The 3,748-nt window shown below is 69.0% G+C and carries 4 protein-coding genes; 1 reads left to right on the top strand and 3 read right to left on the bottom strand.

Annotated elements, in window-relative coordinates:
* Both U9980_RS15520 and U9980_RS15515 read right to left on the bottom strand, forming a co-directional pair.
* The coding region (locus tag U9980_RS15520; RefSeq protein WP_322768567.1) for a toll/interleukin-1 receptor domain-containing protein at positions 1–388 on the bottom strand (388 nt) is incomplete at its 3' end.
* Between the two features lie 135 nt (positions 389–523).
* Positions 524–1,324 (bottom strand): maleylpyruvate isomerase family mycothiol-dependent enzyme, encoded by an 801-nt coding sequence (locus U9980_RS15515; RefSeq protein ID WP_322768566.1) that lies wholly within the window; start codon positions 1,322–1,324, stop codon positions 524–526.
* A gap of 22 nt (positions 1,325–1,346) precedes the next feature.
* Between U9980_RS15515 and U9980_RS15510 the strand changes: the two genes are divergently transcribed.
* Complete coding sequence (locus tag U9980_RS15510) at positions 1,347–1,601, top strand: hypothetical protein (protein WP_322768565.1); 255 nt, start codon at positions 1,347–1,349, stop codon at positions 1,599–1,601.
* Between the two features lie 478 nt (positions 1,602–2,079).
* On the opposite strand, the gene U9980_RS15505 is transcribed toward U9980_RS15510, so the two are convergent.
* Entirely contained in the window at positions 2,080–3,645 is a 1,566-nt protein-coding gene (locus U9980_RS15505) for an MFS transporter (RefSeq protein ID WP_322768564.1), read from the bottom strand.
* Between the last annotated feature and the right edge of the window lie 103 nt (positions 3,646–3,748).

Below are 3,748 nucleotides of genomic sequence, written 5' to 3'. Positions count from 1 at the left end.
CCCGGGCCGGGTCCGCCGACAGGCCGACAAGATCGATCCATGTGTAACCGCCGAGCAGTCCGGGACGTTCAAGCGGCGCCACGCGGACCGGGATCAGGCGCCGCCGACGTCCCAGCGGGTCATCCCGGAAAGCGGCCTGCCACTCCGCCTCGACATAATCCGAACGAAGCGCGTCCGGTGACAACACGACCAGCGTGTGGTCGGCCTCGTTGACGGTCCGCTGCATCCATGCTGCCCAGTTCGTGCTCGGCGCTGAATGCCACGCCTGAATCCGTACGTCATACCCGGCGCCGTCGAGTTCCCAGGCGATCCACTCGGCCCACGTTCGATCGGCCTGTGTGTAGCTGACAAAGACCGTGGGCAGCCGTGCGTCGTCTCCGTTGACCACGCCACGGATGCTCCCACATTCGATATCCGGGTGTGAATCCACCGCCCCGAAATTCTGCGGGCGGTGTGTTTCAGCCGGCCGCCGGTTCGGGGGTAATCGCCGGAGCAGCCGTCTACCTCGCCGGCGACTGCGGACTCAGAAGCCGGGAAAAACCGTGCGCAGCTGGTCGAGATCCACGCCGTCGGCCTGCGTCGGCGGGGTGTGGTCAGGGTCAAGGCGGCCGTACACCAGGCGCAGGAACGCCTCGGCGGGCAGCGAAAGTCGTGGCAGCTGCTCCTGGCCGTCCCAGCCACCCAGCTGCACGGAGTCGTCGACGTCGAGGACGATCTCCCGCTTGGGATCGTGGGTGGTGATCCGCAGGCGGATGGACGTACCGGTCGGTTTCGCGACGAAACCTACGAGCCCGCCGAGCCCGTCGATGAGCTCGCCAACGGCCACCCCGTCCACGGTCGCTGCCGGATCGAGCGCGACCGCGACATCCCAGGTGTGCACGGCATGCTCGCCGAGGCGCAGCCGCGCCATGCCGGCGGCATCGAGCTCCATCGGGCCAAACGTAACGCGCAGCTGCCGGTGCTGGTCGGCGTCCAGCGCCTCGTATGCCTCGACCAGCGCCCGGTCGGCGGGTAGGGCGTCGCTGGCCTGCTGGTCGGGTGTCTTGGCGTTCCATGTATCCCAAATAGCGGCGAAGGCCGTCGGGTCCGGGGCAGGACGGCCGGCGAGCGCGGCGTCCAGTACGAGTGCGCTGATCTGCGCACCTGAGCCGAGGTGGGACAGCACCTGGGCGATCGTCCAGTCGGTGGCATAGGAGCGACCGCGGAGCTGGTCGGCGGTGAGGGGCTCGACGACGGCTTGCAACCGCTCGTGTGAGCGTCGGACAGCGGTGATCGCGGACTGGGCGTCTGGTGTCACTTTTCCTACAATAGGCCGCTCGGACACGGGCCGAGGACACCCTCACCCGGTGGCGGGCCGGGTCCGGCTGGTGGCCCGGTGGGCGATCAATTTGATCATCGAGCGAGACGGAAGCGCCGGTCAAGGCTTACGGATGACTTTCGGGCCCCGGCAGGTTTGTGAGACGTCGACGGCGTTATCGACCGTAGGTGCTGCTGCGGTGGTCGAATCGGAGGATGACGATCGCATGATGGTCTTCATCGATTTCGTAGCGGACACGGTATTCGGCGCCGTAGTGGGCGGCGTGCTGGCCAGCGAACGGTAGGCCAAGCGGATAGCCGATGCGCCGAGGGTCGGTCATCAGCCGACCAGCAGTGAAATCGATGATCCCAGCGTGAACGCGGGGCGGTAGCCTGTTGAGGCTGCGCCATGCAGCAGGGGTGATGCGTGCGTGGTAGGTCTCAGCGGGTGCCATCGAGAGGGGGCAGCCCGTAACGGGCGCGTGCCTCCCGTCCGGTGGTGAACTCGCCACGGGAGTACTCGGCGCATGCTTCAGCGGCGTGCTCCGCGCCGGGCCCGCGGGTCGGGCACTCGGCCGAACACAGGGAGCAACGCCGTTGGTCCAGCGGCGCGGAACGGTCGGCCAGCGACATCATGTACGACCATCGGCCATCCGTGAACAAGCCATCACGATCTGCCAGCGAGCGATTTTACTGGAGCCCTGTAACAACCCCACGCCATCGCTACGATCGTTTGAACCCGTCGAGGTTCTCTTGTCCCGAAATTCTGCGGGGCGGTGTGTTTCAGCCGGCCGCCGCCGGCTCGGGGGCGGCCGTGACCACGGTTGGTTCGGGCTGCGGCGTCCGCATGTCGCGGCGGCCGGGCAGGGCGAGAGCGCCGACGGCGCCAAGCCAACACACGCCGGCGGCGACCAGGCAGGCGATGTGCAGGCCGCTCATGAACGACGCGTTGACGTCGGTGACGAGCTGGTGGCTCAGCGAGGGTGCGGCGTTGGCGGCTGTCGTGATCGCCGCGCCGACGGAGTCGCGGGCGGCGATCGCCACGTCGCGGGGCAGCGCGGCGACGGTCGTCCCGGCGAGATGGTGGACGTAGATCGAGGTGAACACGCTGCCGATGACGGCGACGCCGAGGGTGCCGCCGGCCTCCCGGGTGGCGTCGTTGACGGCGGACCCGACCCCGGCCTTCGCCGCCGGGAGCACGCTGAGGATCGACTCGGTGGCCGGGGCGGTCGTCAGGCCGAGGCCGGTGCCCATGATGACCATCTGTGCGGCGATCTGCAGGTAGGACTCGTAGGTCGCTGACACCGCGATCCAGGCGAACGCCGTGCCGAACAGCAGCAACCCGGTGACGACGATGATGCGGGTGCCGAGCCGGCCGGCCAGCGCCGCGCCGAGCACCGACCCTATCGCGATGGTGATGGCCACCGGCAGGATCCGCACGCCGGTCGAGATGGTGCTGTAGCCGCGGATGAACTGGAAGTACTGGGTGATCAGGAAGATGAAGCCGAAGAGCGCGAAGAACGCGACGGTCACCGCGCCACTCGCGGCGGAGAAGGCCGGCGTACGGAACAGGCTCACGTCGAGCATGGGGTCGACGCGGCGCCGCTCGACGGTGACGAACGTGGCGGCGATGATCGCGGTGGCGGCGAAGCCGACGATCGACCATGGCGACGTCCAGCCGCGGTGCGGCCCTTCGATGATCGTGTAGACGAGCAGTCCGATGCCGGCGGACGAGGTGGCCAGACCGGGCAGGTCGAGCCGGGCCGCGTGCGGGTCGCGGGACTCGGGCACGAGCACGACGGCGAGGGCTGCCGCGACCAGCGCGACCGGGACGAGCGCGAGGAACACCCCGCCCCACCAGGCGTGGGCGAGGATGAGTCCGCCGGTGACCGGACCGATGGCGACCCCGAGGCCGGTGACCGCGCCCCACACGCCGATCGCCTTGGCGCGCTCGGCGCGCTCGGGGTAGGCATTGGTGATGATCGACAGTGTCGTCGGGTAGATGAGTGCGGCGAACGCGCCCATGACGAAGCGCACCGCGACCAGCGCGCCGGCTCCGGTGCACAGCGCCCCGATCCCGCTGGCGATCGCGAAGCCGGCGAGCCCGCCGAGCAGCACCGGGCGGCGGCCGAACCGGTCGCCGATCGACCCGCCGGTGAGCACGAGCGCGGCGAAGGCCAGGTTGTACCCGTCGACGATCCACTGCAGGTCGCGGGTGGTCGCGCCGAGCTGACGGGCCATGTCGGGCAGGGCGACGTTGACGATCGTGGTGTCGAGGTTGATGGCGAACACGGCCAGGCAGACGGTCGCGAGGACCGCGAGCCGGCGGCGGGAGCTCATGGGAGGCATCGGGACCACGTCTCCTGAAGTTGACGGTGACAACATTGACGAGCGTGCCACGGGAAGTAGACACTGTCAACATGCTGGCTGCCGATTCCTCGCGCCCGTACCA

Origin of the sequence: Protofrankia sp. Cr1 (assembly GCF_963555865.1) — a bacterium.
Taxonomy (GTDB): domain Bacteria; phylum Actinomycetota; class Actinomycetes; order Frankiales; family Frankiaceae; genus Protofrankia.
This window is presented reverse-complemented; position numbering and strand designations above follow the sequence as displayed.

What these genes read in the sequence shown, in the direction of transcription:
- U9980_RS15505 (WP_322768564.1), bottom strand. Translation starts at nt 3,645, where the DNA reads ATGCCTCCCATGAGCTCCCGCCGCCGGCTCGCGGTCCTCGCGACCGTC.